At 37.0% G+C, this 17,945-nt stretch carries 13 protein-coding genes; 12 read left to right on the plus strand and 1 reads right to left on the minus strand.

What is annotated here, in order from left to right; genetic code table 11:
* The first annotated feature begins 291 nt into the window (after window positions 1-291).
* Window positions 292-1,560, plus strand: coding sequence for a nickel pincer cofactor-dependent isomerase, group 22 (locus QQS35_RS07885; RefSeq protein WP_285931389.1), 1,269 nt, complete (start codon window positions 292-294; stop codon window positions 1,558-1,560).
* Between the two features lie 20 nt (window positions 1,561-1,580).
* Window positions 1,581-2,351 (plus strand): SDR family oxidoreductase, encoded by a 771-nt coding sequence (locus QQS35_RS07890; protein ID WP_285931390.1) that lies wholly within the window; start codon window positions 1,581-1,583, stop codon window positions 2,349-2,351.
* Window positions 2,352-2,488: 137 nt separating this feature from the next.
* On the opposite strand, the gene QQS35_RS07895 is transcribed toward QQS35_RS07890, so the two are convergent.
* Window positions 2,489-2,698, minus strand: a complete 210-nt coding sequence (locus QQS35_RS07895) for a hypothetical protein (protein ID WP_285931391.1) — start codon at window positions 2,696-2,698, stop codon at window positions 2,489-2,491.
* 519 nt (window positions 2,699-3,217) lie between these two features.
* Here QQS35_RS07895 and QQS35_RS07900 point away from each other — a divergent pair.
* The 10 genes from QQS35_RS07900 (at window position 3,218) to uvsE (ending at window position 17,919) form a co-directional block, all read left to right on the plus strand.
* Window positions 3,218-3,757 (plus strand): glycerol-3-phosphate responsive antiterminator, encoded by a 540-nt coding sequence (locus QQS35_RS07900; protein WP_285931393.1) that lies wholly within the window; start codon window positions 3,218-3,220, stop codon window positions 3,755-3,757.
* A 314-nt stretch (window positions 3,758-4,071) separates the two neighbouring features.
* Complete coding sequence (locus QQS35_RS07905; protein ID WP_285931394.1) at window positions 4,072-5,103, plus strand: TRAP transporter substrate-binding protein; 1,032 nt, start codon at window positions 4,072-4,074, stop codon at window positions 5,101-5,103.
* A gap of 209 nt (window positions 5,104-5,312) precedes the next feature.
* Window positions 5,313-5,798, plus strand: coding sequence for a TRAP transporter small permease (locus tag QQS35_RS07910; RefSeq protein ID WP_285931396.1), 486 nt, complete (start codon window positions 5,313-5,315; stop codon window positions 5,796-5,798).
* Window position 5,799: 1 nt separating this feature from the next.
* On the plus strand, window positions 5,800-7,107 hold the full coding sequence (locus QQS35_RS07915; protein WP_285931397.1) for a TRAP transporter large permease: 1,308 nt from the start codon (window positions 5,800-5,802) through the stop codon (window positions 7,105-7,107).
* A gap of 13 nt (window positions 7,108-7,120) precedes the next feature.
* Window positions 7,121-9,514 (plus strand): glycoside hydrolase family 31 protein, encoded by a 2,394-nt coding sequence (locus tag QQS35_RS07920; RefSeq protein WP_285931398.1) that lies wholly within the window; start codon window positions 7,121-7,123, stop codon window positions 9,512-9,514.
* A gap of 90 nt (window positions 9,515-9,604) precedes the next feature.
* The gene (gene glpK, locus QQS35_RS07925; RefSeq protein WP_285931399.1) at window positions 9,605-11,101 is read left to right on the plus strand and encodes a glycerol kinase GlpK; all 1,497 of its coding nucleotides are present in this window, start codon (window positions 9,605-9,607) and stop codon (window positions 11,099-11,101) included.
* A gap of 181 nt (window positions 11,102-11,282) precedes the next feature.
* The gene (locus QQS35_RS07930; RefSeq protein WP_285931400.1) at window positions 11,283-12,941 is read left to right on the plus strand and encodes a glycerol-3-phosphate dehydrogenase/oxidase; all 1,659 of its coding nucleotides are present in this window, start codon (window positions 11,283-11,285) and stop codon (window positions 12,939-12,941) included.
* A gap of 469 nt (window positions 12,942-13,410) precedes the next feature.
* Entirely contained in the window at window positions 13,411-13,947 is a 537-nt protein-coding gene (locus tag QQS35_RS07935; RefSeq protein WP_285931401.1) for a YdhK family protein, read from the plus strand.
* A 618-nt stretch (window positions 13,948-14,565) separates the two neighbouring features.
* A complete protein-coding gene (locus QQS35_RS07940; RefSeq protein ID WP_285931402.1) occupies window positions 14,566-16,593 on the plus strand; it encodes a bifunctional metallophosphatase/5'-nucleotidase in 2,028 nt (675 codons plus the stop codon).
* 372 nt (window positions 16,594-16,965) lie between these two features.
* Complete coding sequence (gene uvsE, locus QQS35_RS07945) at window positions 16,966-17,919, plus strand: UV DNA damage repair endonuclease UvsE (RefSeq protein ID WP_285931403.1); 954 nt, start codon at window positions 16,966-16,968, stop codon at window positions 17,917-17,919.
* The last annotated feature ends 26 nt before the right edge of the window (window positions 17,920-17,945 follow it).

Genomic DNA, 17,945 nt, shown 5'->3' on the forward strand with positions numbered 1-17,945 from the left:
TAGATAATAACAAAAACCTCCCCCGTATAGAGAGGGAGGTTTATAATAATTAACTAGCTTGCTTAACTAACGCAAATACAGGAATGTCTATAAAGTTGTTAATCCCAATGTACAACCGGCTTTAAATTAAAGTAAAGATACCGGGATAAATACTAGTATGATTGGGGATACTTTATAGGATTTTGGGTATCTTAGTTAAGAACTTATTATATTTCAATCTCCTATGGCCGAGTGCTTTAGCAGGTGTCTATGGACCAATCGTTTAAAACTTAAATAAAGGAGTGTCTATACATGGGGATTCTACAAGAACTTTTAGAAGACATACCTATTCCTAAAATGGCAAAAGTGAAGCAAGAATTTGACGCTAGTCAAATTGATGACCTTGGTGCAGTATTGCAGTCAGAATTAGCAAGGGAAGAAGTAAAACAAACGGTGAAACCGGGGATGGAAATTGCCGTTGCAGTTGGTAGTAGAGGGTTAGATCGACTTGTCGAAACGACTGCGGTTACGGTTAAGTTCCTCCAAGAATTAGGAGCGAAACCATTTATTGTACCTTGTATGGGGAGCCATGGTGGAGCAACTGCAGAAGGGCAACAGGCTGTGCTTGAGCATTTGGGAGTTACCAAAGAAAGCGTCGGGTGTGAAATTCGCTCCTCGATGGAGGTAATCAAAATAGATCAGCTATCCAATGGATTGCCAGTATATTTTGATAAAATTGCTTCAGAAGCGGATGGAGTTGTTGTCATTAACCGTGTTAAACCGCATACTGCTTTTCGTGGCCCTGTAGAAAGTGGAATTATGAAGATGATTAGTATTGGATTAGGGAAACAAAAAGGTGCTGAAGCTTGTCATCAGTTAGGCTTTAAGCACATGGCAGAATATGTTCCAGCAATGACAAAAATTTCGCTAGAGAAAATGCCGATTTTATTCTCTGTGGCCACTGTAGAAAATGCGTTTGATAAAGTGAAACAGATTGAAGTATGGTTACCAAATGAAATAGAAGAAAAAGAGATTGACATGCAAAAATTAGCAAAAGAATCTCTACCGAAAATATATTTTGACCAAATTGATGTACTTATTATAGATGAAATTGGTAAAAACATTAGTGGTGATGGAATGGACCCGAACATAACTGGTCGTTACCCAACTCCATATCCATACGGTGGACCTGACGTAACAAAAATGGTTGTCTTAGATTTAACACATGAGACCGAAGGCAATGCAAACGGTGTTGGAACTGCAGATTTCACAACACAACGTTTGGTTGCCAAAATGGATCGCGAGGCAACTTATGCTAATGGCTTAACATCAACTGTTGTCGGACCTACGCATATATCTACGGCATTACCTACACAGAAACAGGCAATCAAAGCTGCCATTAAGACGTGTAACATCTTAGATTTTACAAAAGTGAAAATGGTACGCATTAAAAACACATTGGAAATTGATGAAATAGAAGTGTCAGAGGCATTATTAGATGAAGTAAATGCTCATGAAAACATGGAACTAATCTCAGACGTATATGAAATGAATTTTAAAAACGAAGGTAATTTATTTTAATCTAAACAGGGGGAGTAAATATGATAAATCTATTTGACTTAACAGGCAAAACTGCTGTTGTTCTTGGGGGAAATGGTGTACTTGGTAGCTCAATGGCAGAAGGACTTGCTGAACACGGTGCAAAAGTAGCCATTGTTGGACGTAATATGGATAAAGCAGAAGCGGTAACAAAGGAAATTGAAGCAAATGGTGGGGAGGCTAAGTCATTTCAAGCCGATGTTAGCTCCATGGAATCCATCCATAATTTGGTTGAAGAAATAGAAGCTTGGTCTGGTGGATGGGACATTGTCCTTAACGCACCTGGTACAAATAGCGCAACACCATTCTTAGAGCTAGAGATGGAAGAATGGGACCATATAATGGATGTGAACTTAAAAGGGCTTGTATTCACGTCTCAAGCATTCGCAAAACGCATGATTGAAACAGGTAGAAAAGGAAGCTTTATCAACATTTCGTCTGTATCCTCTACAACACCATTATCTAAAGTATTTACGTATTCTGCATCTAAAGCAGGAGTAAATAGCGTAACGCAATTTTTGGCAAAAGAATTTGCGCCACATGGTATTCGTGTTAATGCGATTATTCCTGGATTTTTCCCAGCAGAACAAAATCGTAAAATTTTAAGTGAAGAACGAATTGCCTCCATTATGGGACACACACCAATGGATCGCTTTGGTAACCCAGAAGAGTTAAAGGGAGCAGCTATTTATCTAGCTTCTGATAAGGCTTCGAGTTTTGTTACAGGCTCTCTCCTTCGTGTAGATGGTGGATTTGGTAGTATGACAATATAATTGTATGAATTAATACGCATAGTAACAAAAAGACTTTGGCTAGAACCCAAAGTCTTTTTAATCCTTAAGCCAAGAACCACTTCCACCTCATTTTCATAAACAATATAGTTCTTACAAATACTCTTTATTTCATAAGACTAGATTCTAGTAAAAAGTGATGTTTTCTCTTTTTCACCTGGTGCACTTCCCATTCTTTTAAATACGATGATGACAACGATTAAACCAATAATTTCTCCGAGTGTTGATGCGACAGAGCCATTTAATCCGTTCCATTCCGGAACCAAATGAACAAGAAATAATAACGCAATGATTACTGTAGTAAGATTCGGGATTTGCGCGCAGAGCATGTTTGTCTAAAGATGATTAACGGCTTTTCTATGATGCCAAAAATGGACATAGCCACTGCATAACAGGCGTTAATAAAGGCCTCATTTTCTCCTCTACTCATCGTCCCATTTATGATTACATGTGTAATGGCAGTTAAACTCGCTGAAAATCCTAAAGGAATAAAGAATGCTAAAAGTTGGTTATAGGAAAAATGCTCCTTACTTGGCAACGTATGTTCCGCTTTTCAATTCATACTCTTTCGTTACACAGCGTTAAGAAGTTATTGTCTTTCATATCCTATTATTTATACCTTTCTTACTGAATATAACTGAAGTGCTAGAAAAAGGAATTGTTAGAGTATATTAGGCCATTCTTCTAGGTATATAAGCCTAATAAAATAACTCAAGTATGAAGCATAAAGAAAGCTTTTTTTTTTCTTAATCTTTGATAAAATGTGAAAGAAAGTATATAGTTTAGCCCTATAGATGGTTGAAGATTTTTAAAAAGAAATATAACTGCTTTGGAAAAGGAGCTTCAATATGCTAACTGGTGTTTTACCTGCTGTGAAAAATATGAAGGACTTTGAACAATTACTGAAAAGCGACCATGAATATTTAGTCTTTTTAGAAACTAGAATTTCTCAGATTGGAAATATTATAAAATACGCAAAAAAAAGTAATAAAAAGGTTATCGTGCACGCAGATTTAATTCAAGGGTTAAAAAACGATGAATATGGAGTGGAATTTTTAGTTCAAAATGTTAAAGTAGACGGAATTATTTCAACTCGTGGGAATGTAATATCCATTGCCAAAAAAAGCAACATATTAGCAATCCAACGTTTATTCGTTCTTGATAGCCATGCATTAGAGCGCAATCTTGATATGATCAATAAGACAAAACCGGATTACATCGAAGTATTACCAGGTTTAGTGCCTAAGATTATTAGAGAAGTTTACGATAATACGAAGTTGCCTGTCATTGCAGGTGGACTTATTAGAACAGAAGAAGATGTAAGGAATGCTTTGGATGGAGGAGCAAAAGCTGTAACAACATCTAATGGTGATTTATGGAATTTATAATTTAAAATTCTTGATAATCGGGAGTTCTTTCGACAAAATATACTTTTTAAACAAAAAATATAAAAAAGTTGTTTACAGCGCTTACAAATTAGTTTAATATAAGGATACAAGTTAAAACATGTGACGGAGAAATGGAGCCCCTCACTAGAAATCCACTTTTTTAAAAAAAGTATGGTTTTTGGTGAGGTTTTTTGTTGTTCATTTTTGAATAATGGGCATACTATCCATAGGTTATCTTCACACTAACTTTATGAATGTTTGTTTGTTGGGAAAACAAATAAACGTAATTTAGAAAAAAATAGGAGGAATTTACCTTGAAGAAAATTTTAATGTTATTTGTATCCGTTTTATTTTTCATGACACTAGTGGCATGTGGAACGAATTCAGAAAGTGAAGGTGAAAGTGAAGGAAACAATGAATCAGATGGTGCTGCAGAATCCAAAGAATTAAAGCTAGCTCACAATCTAAGTGAAGATCACCCGATACACACAGCTCTAACAACTTTTGCTGAAAGTGTTGAAGAAAAAACAGATGGAACTGTTACAATGGAAATATTCTCAAATGGTGTATTAGGTAGTGAAAAAGAAGTATTAGAGCAAGTGCAAAGTGGCGCAGTTGATATGACGAAAGTAAGTGCTGGTGCACTAGAAAGTTTCTCAAATCAGTATTCTGTGTTCTCTCTTCCATATATCTTTACGAGTCAAGAACATTATCGTAATGTAATGGAATCTGATGTAGTCGATGGGATTTACCAATCAACTAGTGATAATGGATTTGTAGGTCTATCCTATTTTGATTCAGGTGCACGTAGCTTCTACACAAAGGATACGCCAATAGAAACGCCAGAAGATTTAAATGGACTTAAAATCAGAGTAATGGATAGTCCGACAGCTATAGAAATGGTGAATTTACTAGGTGGAACACCTACTCCATTGCCATATGGTGAAATTTATACAGCACTTCAACAAGGGGTTATTGATGGTGCGGAAAGTAATCCGACAGCGTTAACAACAGGGAAGCATGGTGAAGTTGCGAAGGCATTCTCTTATAGCGAACATACAATCATTCCTGACATTCTTATCGTTAGTACAAAAACTTGGGATAGTCTAACAGATGAGCAAAAACAAGCATTTAACGAGGCTGCAAACGAAGCTAGAGAATCACACACAGAACTTTGGGATGCAGCAATTGAAGAAGCTGTTAATGAAGCAAAGGAAATGGGTGTAGAGTTTAACGAAGTAGATAAGGCACCATTCATTGAAGCAGTTCAGCCTCTTCATGATGAGTTCAGTGAAGACGCGGAAATCGCTGAGATTATTAATCAGATGAAAGAATTAGATAAGTAAAAATGGACAAGGTGCTCATTTATTTGAGCACCTTGTATATTATCTAGTCAGAATGAGGAAAACTATTACAGTATATTTTTTGTTAATAAATAATAGTACTTTTATAGAGATGGTAAAAATCATATCGTGGATATGATAACAGAGACGAGGTAGTCAAATAGGTCTTTATATATCATTTTCATAAATTTTAATGAGGAGTTGTCAAAAGAATGCTGTACACAATAAAAAAATGGCTAGATCGGTTGATCCTATCCATTTCCTATTTCCTAACATTTGTTCTAGTTATTGGCGCATTATGGCAAGTTTTCAGTCGGTATGTTTTGTCAGAACCAAGTACTTTTACGAATGAATTACTTCGTTTTTTGCTGGTTTGGACTGCATTACTCGGTGCCAGCTATGCGTTTGGATCGAATAAACACTTAGCTTTAACTTTTGTTAAAAATAAAATAAAAGGAAAGAGTTGGTTAGTTGTTTCCGTTATCAATGATGTTTTTATTTTAGCCTTTGCGATATTGGTTTTAATAAAAGGTGGCTCCCAACTAGTTGAGACAACGATGACTCAACTCACTCCTATCCTGCAAATTCCTATGGGAGTAGTCTATTCCATCTTACCAATAAGCGGCATTATTATTGTTCTTTATAAAATTTTAAATATAAAATTCTACGCAAAACCAGCAGAAAAAGTGGGTGAGTGATATGGATACAGCATTACTAGCTTCTCTCGTATTATTTGGTGTATTTTTTCTTTTACTAATCATTGGTGTGCCGATTTCAATTAGTATCGGTGTTTCGTCCTTTATTGCAGCATTAACAGTCATTCCTTTTGATGTAGCAATTTTCACTGCTGCTCAAAAGATGGTTCAGGGTATTAATACTTTTTCACTACTTGCTGTTATATTCTTTATTCTTTCCGGGAGTATTATGAATAATGGCGGGATTGCCATTCGATTAATAAACTTGGCAAAACTAATAGGTGGAAGGTTACCTGGTTCATTAGCACACACAAATGTAGTGGGTAATATGTTGTTTGGATCGATTTCAGGTTCTGCGGTTGCCTCAGCAGCTGCGATTGGTGGAGTAATGACTCCATTGCAAAAAAAAGAAGGATATGACCCATCGTTTTCAGCAGCGGTGAACATAGCATCTTCTCCTGCAGGAATGCTAATTCCACCAAGTGGAGCACTGATTATTTATTCCCTTGCAAGTGGTGGGACTTCTATTTCTGCATTGTTTATGGCAGGTTACTTGCCGGGTATTTTAATGGGACTTGCCGTTATGATTGTCGCTTACTTTATTGCAAAGCGTAACAACTATCCGGTAGCAGAAAGACCAACCTTTAGGCAAGGTTTAATAGTTGTATTACAATCATTACCAAGCTTATCATTAATCTTTGTTGTTATTGGTGGAATTGTTGCTGGTATTTTCACAGCTACAGAAGGTGCAGCAGTTGCTGTATTCTATTCTGTTATTTTGGCATTATTCTACCGTCAACTTAAATTCTCGCACATTTCAGCAATATTAAAAGAAACAGTTGTGATGACAGGAATTGTATTATTTCTTGTTGGTGCGTCTTCTATTATGTCTTGGGTAATGGCATTTACTGGGATACCAGCAGCAATAACGAACATGTTGTTAGCTGCTTCTGATAATCCAATTATTATTTTATTGTTAATGAATATCATTTTATTAATTATAGGTACCTTTATGGATATTACACCAGCCGTATTAATATTTACACCTATTTTCTTACCTATTGCAGTGGAAATCGGTATGGATCCAGTTCATTTTGGTATTGTACTATTATTCAACCTTTGTATCGGTATTATGACACCACCAGTTGGTAGTGCATTATTTATAGGCTGTAGTGTAGCGAATGTTTCGATTGAATCGGTATTAAGACCATTGCTAAAAATGTTCGCTGCACTAATCGTTACTTTAATGTTAATTACCTATATTCCATGGATCAGTTTAGCACTACCAAAATTTTTAGGATTAATGAATTAGGGAGGAGACAACAATGTTACAAGAGAAGCATTTTAGCGTGAAAACAAAGCAACAGAACACCATTTCATTTTCAACTCCTGATAATGATGTCGTTGAACTTTATATACTCGAACAAGATACATTTCGAGTATATGTCCCAACGGATAATCATCCACTGTTAAACCGTACATGGTCAGTGGCACCTGGGATGGAGGATGTGCCTGTAGAAGGTAGAGATAAATTTGATTTAAGTCCTTTTTCTCTTCCGTCTTATCAAATGGAAGAGAAGAACAACACAGTTGAAATCTCAACCAATGAACTTAAGGTAATCGTCAACTTAAAAGGCTTTCAACTTAACTGGTATGGAAAGTTTGAAGGGAAATGGATCAACATAGCCAATGATCGAAAAACACAAAGCTATAATTTTGATGATAGCTTAGGTGAAGGTGTCTTCCATTATTTAGAAAGACCTCGTAATGATCATTATTATGGCTTGGGTGAAAAAGGCGGATCTTTGGACAAAAAAGGTAAAAGGTATCGAATGCTAAACATTGATGCGATGGGATACGATGCAGAACATACGGATCCATTATATAAACATATGCCTTTTTATATTACTTATAATGATGATACTGAAATGGCCTACGGTCTTTATTATGACAATTACAGTGACTCCGTATTTGATATGGGAGCAGAACTAGATAACTACCATGGACATTATCGATATTATCAAGCTAAAAGAGGCAACCTTGATTATTACTTCATTCTGGGACCTCGTATCAAGGAAGTGGTGGAAAAGTTCACACGCTTCTCTGGTCAAATGATTATGCCTCCTAAATGGAGCTTAGGTTATTCCGGTTCTACGATGACATACACGGATGCCCCAGATGCACAGGAACAGCTAAAGAAATTCGTTGAGGCATGTAAAGATTATAATATTCCTTGTGATTCTTTCCAGCTTTCTTCTGGATACACAAGTATTGGAAATAAACGCTATGTATTTAATTGGGATTTGTCTAGAATTCCAGATCCAAAAGAAATGATTAATAACTTCCATGAGAACAAAATTAATCTATGTGCGAATATCAAACCTGTTCTGTTACATGACCACCCATTATATGAACAACTGAAACAATTAGAGTATTTTGTAAAATCAAAAGACGGGAAAAACCCTGAAGTGTCGCAGTTTTGGGATGAAGTAGGATCTTATATAGATTTTACCAATAAAGCTGCTTATGACTGGTGGAAAGATAAAGTCAAAGAACAATTATTGGACCTTGGTATTGATTCGACATGGAATGATAACAACGAATATGAAATATGGGATGAAGATGCATTGGCAAATGGTTTTGGTGAAGTGATTCCAGTAAGCTATATCAAACCAATCCAAACACTACTCATGATGAAGGCATCCTATGAAGCTCAAATAGAGCATGCACCAAATACTCGTCCATATTTGATTTCTAGGTCAGGAATACCTGGCATGCAAAGATATGTTCAAACATGGTCAGGAGATAACTATACGGAATGGAAAACCATTCGATATAATATTAAGATGGGATTAGGACTAAGCATGTCCGGAATGTACAACTTTGGTCACGACGTTGGTGGTTTTTCAGGCAACGCACCTGATCCAGAGTTATTTATTAGATGGATTCAAAATGGGATTTTTCATCCGAGGTTTACGATTCATTCTTGGAATGATGACAAGACGGTAAATGTTCCGTGGATGTACCCAGATCATATCGATACAATTCGACAGTTTATGGAAGAAAGAGTGAAGTGGATTCCATATCTATATCACTTGTTACACAAGGCTAATAAAGATTATCAGCCAATGTTGACACCAACGTTATACTATTTTGATCATGATGCAAAAACATTTGAGGAAAATGATGACTTCCTAGTTGGAGAAGACCTTCTTATTTGTAATGTGGTTGAAAAAGGTGCAACGAAGCGAAAGGTTTACTTGCCGGATAATAAAAGAGGCTGGTATGACATAAATAGTGGAAGCTATCATGCTGGTGGTACAAACCTAGAAGTAGATGCACCAATAGATGTTATTCCGATGTTTGCACAAGCAGGTGCCATGCTTCCAATTAGAGATGGGGAAATCAACTTTGTGAATAAAGAAGAAGATTCACGAGGACTGTTAATGTATCCAACAATCGGAGTAGATTATACAACTGCTTCAGTTTACGAAGATGATGGAGAAAGCCTTGACTATCAGAATGGGGAATTTGCTTACATTAATACAAGTATGAAAACTACAAATGAACAAGTAGAAGTAAGTCTTTCTATCGAAGGTAAATATAACCCACCATATAACAATGTTACGTTGTATTTCCCTGAAGAGGAAACACGTACGGTAATCGTTAATGGACAACAAGTGGATATTAATGAGCCGTTTCAATGGAATATCAAATAATATTGTGGATGTAACAGCAATCACTACCGGATAGGCTCCATGGATATCTATAGTGAGTAGTGATTGCCTGTACTTTATAGAGGTGATAGCTTGGACAAAGATTATATTTTATCTATAGATCAGGGGACAACGAGTACAAGGGCCATTCTTTTTAACCGTGAAGGAAAAATTAAAGGCGTTGCTCAACAAGAGTTCCAACAGTTTTTCGAAAAATCTGGTTGGGTGGAACATGATGCTAATGAAATTTGGACTTCCGTATTAGCATGTATTGCGGAAGCTTTACGTAAAGCTGAAGTAGAAGCATATCGGATTGCTAGTATTGGCATAACCAATCAAAGGGAGACGACTGTTGTCTGGAATAGACATACAGGAAGACCTATTTATAAGGCAATTGTTTGGCAATCACGCCAATCGGAAGACATTTGCAAGGAACTTCGGGAACAAGGGCATAGTGAATTGTTCCGTAACAAAACAGGACTTTTGATAGACCCTTATTTTAGTGGAACAAAAGTGAAATGGATTCTTGACCATGTAGAGGGAGCAAGGGAACAAGCTGAAAATGGTGATTTGATGTTCGGGACGATTGATTCATGGCTTGTTTACAAGCTGTCAGGTGGTCAACGTCACGTAACGGATTATTCCAATGCATCTCGAACATTGATGTACAACATCTATGATTTACAATGGGATGATGAACTATTAGACTTATTAACTATTCCTAAAAGCATGTTACCTGAAGTAAGGCCATCATCAGAGATTTATGCGTACACGATTGATTATCATTTCTTTGGTTATCGCGTTCCTATTGCCGGTATAGCTGGTGATCAGCAAGCAGCTTTGTTTGGCCAAGCTTGTTTTGAAAAAGGGATGGCAAAAAACACCTATGGCACAGGGTGCTTTATGTTAAAGAATACTGGTGAAGAACCAGTCACTTCGGACCATGGCCTTTTGACGACAATCGCTTGGGGTATTGATGGCAAAGTGGAATATGCACTAGAAGGAAGTATTTTCGTGGCTGGTTCTGCTGTTCAGTGGTTACGAGATGGACTGCGAATGATCAGGAAGGCAAAGGATACAGAAAAATATGCAAACCGAGTAGAGTCAACGGAAGGGATGTATTTAGTTCCTGCTTTTGTTGGTCTAGGTACACCATATTGGGATACCGATGCTCGCGGAGCTATGTTTGGTCTTACTCGTGCAACAACGAAAGAACATTTTATACGTGCAACGCTTGAATCACTTGCTTACCAGACAAAAGATGTGATAGATGTAATGGAAGCTGACTCCGGTATCCAGATAAAAACACTTCGAGTCGATGGTGGAGTGGTACAAAATGACTTCCTTATGCAATTCCAAAGTGATATCTTAGGTTACACAGTGGAACGACCAGAAGTAAACGAAACAACAGCCCTAGGTGCTGCATATTTGGCCGGATTAGCAATTGGATTTTGGCAAAATAAAGAAGAAATTGCTTCTCAGTGGAAGCGAGAAGCAACGTTTACATCTAAGATGGATGATGATAAACGGAATGAACTATATGGTGGTTGGAAAAAGGCAATTGAGGCAACAAGAGTTTTTAAACAATAAACTACCAAATTTCTATTATACAAGTTAATATATTGCACTTAGAGAATGAGAGGCCGCATTTTACTTAGGAAGTTTTCTTAAGGCGAATTGTGGTCTCTTTTTTTAAAAAAACAAGGTACTACTTACGTAATTACAAACCATGATTTAAAGAAGTGAAATTCTATATGGAGGGATACATTTTATGGCATTCTCTAGCTTTAACCGAAAAGAAAACTATGAAAAAATGACAGAAAAACCGCTGGATTTACTTGTAATTGGAGGAGGTATTACTGGAGCAGGAATCGCATTAGATGCAGCAAACAGAGGATTGAAGGTAGCGGTTGTTGAAATGCAAGATTTTGCTGCTGGTACCTCTAGTAGATCAACAAAACTAGTCCATGGTGGTCTGCGGTATTTGAAGCAGTTTGAAATAGGGGTCGTTGCGGAAGTAGGGAAAGAAAGAGCGATTGTGTACGAGAATGCTCCCCATGTTACAACCCCAGAATGGATGCTTTTACCTTTTTATAAAGGCGGGCAGTTCGGGCCATTTATGACGAATATTGGTCTTAGAGTCTATGATTTTTTAGCGGGTGTGAAAAGAGAAGAGCGGAGAAAGATATTTGGTGTCGACGAGGCCTTAAAACGTGAACCTTTATTGAAAAAAGATGGGATGAAGGGAGCAGGCTATTATGTGGAATACAAGACAGATGATGCACGTTTAACAATAGAGGTTATGAAAAAGGCGGTAGAACTAGGTGCGCTGTCTATCAACTATTCTAAAGTTGTTGACATGGTTTATGAAGATAACAAGCTTGTTGGAGTTAACCTAGAAGATCAAATTAATGGGGAAAAGCACCAGGTTCATGCTAGAAAAATCGTGAACGCTACTGGCCCATGGGTAGATACATTAAGAGATAAGGATCACTCTAAAAAAGGGAAAACACTTAGACTTACGAAAGGAATTCATCTTGTTTTTAATGGAGAACGTTTCCCACTAAAGCAAGCGGTCTACTTTGACACGCCGGATGGAAGAATGGTTTTTGCTATTCCACGTGATGGAAAAACATATGTTGGTACAACAGATACTGTTTATAAAGGTGACATCGCACATCCAACAATGACCGTTGAGGACCGGGATTATGTGCTAGAGGCAATAAACTTTATGTTTCCTGAGGTAGAGGTTACTGCTGAAGATGTGGAGTCAAGTTGGGCTGGCTTGAGACCACTGATTCATGAAGAAGGAAAAGACCCATCAGAAATCTCTCGTAAAGATGAGATATTTGTTTCTGATTCAGGATTAATATCAATTGCTGGTGGGAAATTAACAGGTTATAGAAAAATGGGAGAAAGTGTTGTTGACCTTGTTACAGACCAGCTGAAAAAAGAAGAGGAGATCTTATATACAAAAGCAGATACAAAGCAAATAAGGTTATCTGGTGGGGATGTTGGTGGTTCAAAAGGATTTACTCATTTTAAGAAAGAGAAGTTAATAGAAGCTAAGCAAGTAGGAATCGATGAAAAAGAGGCAACCTTTCTAATAAATAGATATGGCTCTAATGTTCCTATTATTTTTTCCATATATGAAAATGGAAAGGACATTGCATCTGAAGAAGGACTTAACCCAGTTGTGTATGCAATGGTGCAATATTCATTGGAACATGAACAAGCATATAAACCTGTAGATTTCTTCATCAGAAGAACTGGTGGCATTTTCTTTGCGATCAATTGGGTGAAATCAAATAAAGATGTCGTTATTAGATACATGCAAAAGCAACTTGGTTGGACAGAGGAAACAACGACTGCCTATACAGAAGAACTCGATCAATTGCTGTATGAGGCAACACATCCTGTTGAAGAATAAATGGATTGAACCAGTCTATAGAGTCCACGTTAAAACAAGTATATGTCAACAAGAGGGATGGGGATTTCAAACCTAAGGGAAACGTATGTGTGAAAACCGTCTTTTTGTGAATGAGCCGGAAAAATTGTGGTGCTTAAGATGTAATATCACTGAGTAATAATTAAGCTATTATCACATAAAGCAGTTGAGTATCAAGTTTATATATAGAGAATGAAGGGGCGGTCTTTTGTTTCCAATTGAACAAAAAGATTCGTCCCTTTTACTTTTTGCACATTTTTGTGCACTCTACACCCATTTGACTATAGTCAAAATTAATTACTAATAATCATTACAAATTAATTGTAAAACTTCCATTGCTGCTTTATCTTGATACATATGATTTATACAAAAATTCTGTTAATGTATTTATATTAATACTACTGCTAAGTCTAATCTATACAGAGTCTTTTTACGAAGGAGCCTTTAGAAAATGAAAAAGGATAAATGGTTGGTTTCTATTTTATTTTTGTTTTTTGTTATTGTTTTATCATCATGTGCGGATGAAATGGAAGAGATGGATCATTCTCACATGAATTTACAAGGCTCTAGTGAAGTGCCGGAGGATCTAAAAGTAGCAGAAAATCCAACTTACCCAGTGGGTAGTAAAGCAATTAGCAGGGCTGATCACATGGGTGAGATGATGATGGGAGTTGAAGTGGAAATCGTTGGTGCTTATGAAACAACGGCATATGTAACTTCTTACACACCTTCCGATGAACATCCAAGAGTGGAAAACCATAAGTGGGTTGTACACGAAGAGTTTATTGACATTGGAAATGAAACTTTGCAACCGGGAACCGAAGTGAAAACAACAGCTAGTCATATGATGGGCATGGAAGGCTCGTTTCAGGAGATTGTCTCCTCTGAAGAAACAACGGTTTATATGGTTGATTTTATGACAACTGACGGGCAAGAGGCCATTAATCATAAATGGGTAACCGAAGAGGAGCTAGAGCCTTTGGAATAGAGAGGGATTAATATTAGTATCGTAGAAGTGGGACAGGGTATAATACCTTGTCTTTTTTTTTAATAAGTGTGGTGAATAATAGAAACACATATAGAAGTAAGATCAATTGAACATTTATCGCTAATCTTCAGGAGGATAAAGATAATGCAAAGCTAAGGCTTTGAAATTAAACATCGTTGCAGAAGGTGTTGAGACCTTAAAACAGTTCCATGATCAAAAGAAATGTAATGTCAAGAAATGCAAGGGTATTACTTTGCTAAACGACTCCAACTGGTGAATTCGGATAGTATATCGATAAATGAAGGGGGAATTCCCAACCCGATTTATAAAGCAATGTTAATAGAAATGGAATTTCTAGCTTTAAGTTTACTAGTACCAGCATTTACTATTTCTGTTGCTATTGAATAATGGTCCTGCTTATCTTTTGGTCTATTATTAAGGAGAAGTGTTATTCTCTCTTATATATTGGTTTACACAAATTTTACCAGTTATACATTATTTCTTAAACATAACTCTCTATAATGAAGGTGTATCTAGTAAATAGGGGAGATGCTAGTTAAACGATTGAATCTATTTAAATGTACCGGATTTTAAAATTTGGGGAGGTATTTTGGCTTTATGATTAATCAAAAACGATACGGGTTGTCTTTAAGATTTTTTGTAATGATTGTTTTAGTATTCACGCTTGTTATGCCTACTAGTAAACTTTCAGCGGAAGAGCTCCAGGAAGACTTTTCATTAACGATTATGCACATGAATGATACACATGCACATGTGGAGCCATTACCAAAAATGTTAACAGCCATCAAGGAAGTACGTACTGAAAAACCAGATTCACTATTACTACATGCTGGGGATGTGTTTTCTGGTACATTATATTTTAATCAATTTAAAGGACAAGCGGACTTAAGTCTATTAAATTTGATGGATGTTGATGCGATGGTTTTCGGTAATCATGAATTTGATCTTGGTTCGGGAGAAAATGGACATAAGTCGCTTTCTGAATTTGTGGCTACCGCGAACTTTCCAATGCTTGGCACGAACGTTGACTTTTCAGCTGATCCCTTTATGGATGACTATATAAATAATGAGCAATACTCTGATTCTCCGAGGGGTGGTTCAGTCTTTGATGGAATCATCAAAGAAATTAATGGAGAGAAAGTTGGTATTTTCGGTTTAGTGACTGAAGATACAGCAAACATATCTAGTCCAGTCAATGTGAAGTTCTTAGACTACATCGAAGAGGCAAATCGCGCCGTTGCAGCATTTGAAGGTCTAGGTGTTGATAAAATAATTGCATTAAATCACATCGGATATAATAGTAATCCTACTTTCGGAAATGATCTACAGCTTGCAAAGCACGTAGACGGTATAGATGTCATTGTTGGAGGTCACTCCCATTCAAGATTAGAGCAACCAGTAGTGGTTGCGACTGACAAGGATGGTGCAGAAAAAGACCCTACTGTGATTGTGCAAGCTTATCAGTACGCTCAATTTTTAGGGCAGCTAGATATTGATTTTGATGAAAATGGTGTTGTTACAAGCTATACAGGACAATTGATTGATGTCAGTGAAAAAGAAGCAGATCAGGAAGCAGTTGACATTCTTGCTCCATATAAACAAGAGGTAGAAAAGTTAACCAATGAAGAAACAGGTGCAGTTGCAGCAAAACTTATCGCTAATCCACGACTTAGCGATAGCGATGTCAGTGTTCGCGCCAATGAAACGGAGTTAGGTAATCTAATCACGGATGCTATGCTTGAAAAAGCAAAAGAAAAATTTCCTGATGTTGTTATTTCCATGCAAAATGGTGGAGGAATTCGTGCAGCGATAGAGGAAGGCCCAATTACAGTTGGTGAAGTTATCGCGGTGTTACCATTTGGAAATGATCCAGTGATCGTTGAATTAACTGGTGCTGAAATTAAAGAAATACTTGAGCACAGTGTCAGACAAGCTCCAGGAGAAAGTGGAGGTTTCTTACACGTTGCTGGTATGAAATTCACTTACGATAGCACGAAAGATCCAGGCTCTAGGATAGTGATGATGGAAGTGGAGATAAATGGTAAATATGAAGAAATCAGAGCTGAACAAACATATGGAGTAACGACAAATAACTTCACTGGAAAAGGGGGAGACGGCTATAAGGTATTCATCGAAGCATATGCTGAAGGACGAACAAAAGATATCGGTGAAATCGATTGGGAACAATTACGTGCTTATATGGTGAATGAATTGAATGGTGTGGTTGACCCTGTTATTGAAGGGCGCATTGTTGACTTGTTAGGAGAAGAGCCTGAGAAGCCGCAAGAACCAGAGAAACCAGAACAGCCGGAACAACCCAAAGATGAAGAGGATTTAGGAGATGGAAACGATCAAGAAAAGCCAAAGGGTGAGACGAATCAAGATGAATCAGGAGATGGAAATAAATCACCTAATGATCACAACAAATCGGGCTCTGGAAAACCTACACTTAAAAGTGAAAATACGAATTCAGTGCAAAATAATGACCAAAAGGTTAATGACAATAAAGAAGGCAAACGCCTCCCTAATACTGCAACTAATAGCTACAATATCATCTTATTCGGTGGGATGCTGCTTTTGTTCGGATTTGGTTTTATCGTATATAGAAGGTTAAATAAGTGGTAATGCATGTGGTTTTTAGTAAATTAGTACTTAAATAAAAAGTCGAAAATATAATTATGAAAGTTGGTGTCAGGCGTCGAATCTAATATTCGAGTCTGGCATCAATTAATTTTTCAAGGGGTAGCAATACAAAATCGTTGTCTATCTTTTGATTTTGACCTACTTCTCTTTTTTGAAAATTGAGCGAGATCTCCTAGATGGATAGCACGTTTCCATTTGATAGATCTCGCTTTTTTATTGGGACAACTTTCCTGTCTCCTCGCTCCGAAGAGCTGCAACCTAGAAGAATCATCGAGACGTTATAGCAACCGTTATAAAATTATCTTGAATCACACACACTATAATAATCTAAACTAGGCGGTTGGAGTGAAAACAATGATACTCAGATTTGGTTATGTCTCAACAGCGCTCTCTTTATGGGAAGTATCTCCTTCTCGAACAATCACATTTACAAATTGGAAGAAAAAAGACAAGGATAATAGAAAAGAAAAACTTTATCATGCTACAGAGCAAAACTTGAAAAACACGATTCGAATGCTCCATTTTAATATAGCTCACGGCATTGATGTTTATCGAATGTCCTCTTCGCTCGTACCGCTTGCCACACATCCAGAGGTGAAATGGGATTATTTAACACCTTTTGATCATTTATTCAAAGAGATTGGTGCATTAGTACATAAGTATAAATTACGTGTTAGTTTCCATCCGAATCAATTCACATTATTTACAAGTTCAAAGAATCACGTAACAGAAAATGCAATTATTGATATGACCTATCATTATGAGATGTTGGAAGCAATGGGATTACATAAAGATGCAAGTATAAATATTCATGTTGGTGGAGCTTATGGAAATAAGCAAGCAGCGATTGCTAAATTTAACGAGAATTTTATGAAACTAGGTAAGGATATACGAATGCAAACGACACTGGAGAACGATGATAAGACTTATACTGCAGAAGAAACATTACGGGTTTGTGAAGCACATGGTGTCCCATTTGTATTCGACTATCATCATCATTGGGTTAATCTTAGTGAAAAGCCTTTTGAGGATTTACTACCTAGGATTTTTGCTACTTGGGAAGGTACAGGTAGGCTACCTAAATTCCATTTGTCTTCACCTAGATCAGAAAAAATGATACGAGCGCATGCGTATCATGTTGATATGGATTTTGCGATGCCTTTTATAAAAGCGTTAAAGGATTATGGAAAATCAGCAGACATCATGATCGAAGCCAAAGCAAAAGATAAAGCGGCACTGAAGTTGGTGGAAAACCTAGCGAAAATACGAAAATTCAAGCGAATTAACGGTGGAGCGATAGAGGTATAGATATAGAACTTTGGTCCTTATTTCAT

This window comes from Aquibacillus rhizosphaerae, assembly GCF_030282825.1.
In the GTDB taxonomy this organism is placed as follows: domain Bacteria; phylum Bacillota; class Bacilli; order Bacillales; family Amphibacillaceae; genus Aquibacillus_C; species Aquibacillus_C rhizosphaerae.